This is a genomic window from Polaromonas sp. P1_E1_2 (assembly GCF_056406035.1).
On sequence record NZ_JBFUAZ010000819.1, the window covers coordinates 1 to 1,457 of the forward strand.

General features: G+C 57.0%; 2 protein-coding genes and 1 pseudogene. All 3 read left to right on the forward strand.

What is annotated here, in order from left to right; all coding sequences use genetic code 11:
* The first annotated feature begins 158 nt into the window (after positions 1 to 158).
* A complete protein-coding gene (rplM, locus tag AC1D1P_RS23215) occupies positions 159 to 587 on the forward strand; it encodes a 50S ribosomal protein L13 (protein ID WP_007867557.1) in 429 nt (142 codons plus the stop codon).
* Between the two features lie 10 nt (positions 588 to 597).
* Positions 598 to 990, forward strand: coding sequence for a 30S ribosomal protein S9 (gene rpsI, locus AC1D1P_RS23220; RefSeq protein WP_007867568.1), 393 nt, complete (start codon positions 598 to 600; stop codon positions 988 to 990).
* Positions 991 to 1,220: 230 nt separating this feature from the next.
* A pseudogene (locus tag AC1D1P_RS23225) lies at positions 1,221 to 1,457 on the forward strand (DUF6776 family protein); the annotation flags it as partial.

Consider the following 1,457-nt stretch of genomic DNA (forward strand, 5'->3'; position numbering starts at 1 on the left):
GAATATTGACGCAAGTCTTTGATTTTTCATATAATCGTGGGCTCTGCAGCGCCTAGTGGTTCCGCGGCAGAGCTTGAAATACTGCCTAAGAGGTTCTCATCAGAAGAACACCGACCGCAGAAAAGAACCCGACAAACCATTTTTTCGAAAGAAAACTCATGAAAACGTTCAGCGCAAAACCCGCTGATGTGACGCACGAGTGGTTTGTGATTGACGCGACCGACAAGGTCCTCGGACGAGTAGCCAGCGAAGTTGCTCTCCGTTTGCGCGGCAAACACAAGGCCATTTATACGCCTCACGTCGATACCGGTGACTTCATCGTCATCATCAATGCAGCCCAGCTGCGCGTCACCGGCGCCAAGTCGACTGACAAGATCTACTATCGCCATTCCGGATATCCAGGCGGCATCACTGCCACCAATTTCCGCGACATGCAAGCCAAGCACCCCGGCCGCGCTTTGGAAAAAGCCGTCAAGGGCATGCTGCCCAAGGGCCCGCTCGGCTACGCCATGATCAAGAAACTCAAGGTGTACGGTGGTGCAGAGCACCCGCATACCGCCCAACAGCCTAAAGTGCTGGACATCTAAGGAGCCATTGATGATTGGTGAATGGAACAATGGCACCGGCCGTCGCAAATCCAGCGTCGCCCGTGTGTTTATCAAAAAAGGCACCGGCAAGATCACGATCAATGACCGTGACATCCAGGTGTTCTTCGGTCGTGAAACCTCGATCATGATCTGCCGCCAACCCCTGTTTCTGACGAACCACGTCGAGACGTTTGACATCATGGTCAACGTCCACGGCGGCGGCGAGTCCGGCCAGGCCGGCGCAGTGCGCCACGGCATCACCCGTGCGCTGATCGATTACGACGCAACGCTCAAGCCGGCCCTGAGCCAGGCTGGCTTTGTGACCCGCGATGCACGTGAAGTCGAACGTAAAAAAGTCGGTTTCCGCTCAGCTCGCCGCCGCAAGCAGTTCAGCAAGCGCTAAATCGACATTTAGCCGCTTTCGCTGTCCCCGAAAAGCCGCCTGGTTTACCCGGCGGCTTTTTTCATGGCCGAAGCATTTGTGTGGCGCCCGCAACGTCCTGTCAATGCTTTGTAAGCGTTTAGTTTTCCTGATGCAAAGCCTTACCCGGCTTTACGGCTGAATCGGGCGGTTCAGCGGATGTCTGCGTGCACAATGCAGCTCCTCGAACCGAAAACTGCAGGGTCCCCGATTTGAAATTTCGCCTGTTTCGCCGCCGGCTGACGATCAGCTCCCCGCGCATGTCGGTGCGCAGCTCGCTCCCCTGGCCCTTGCGGTGGATCGCCGGTGCCCTGATGCTGGGGTTTTCCGCAGCGGTCGCCCTCTGGGCCTTCGAGTTCGGCAAGGGGATTGCGGGCGTGGATACCGATGCCAGGGAAGAGATCAGCGTGTTGCGTCAGGAAGTGGTCACTTTGCGTGCAGACCGCGAC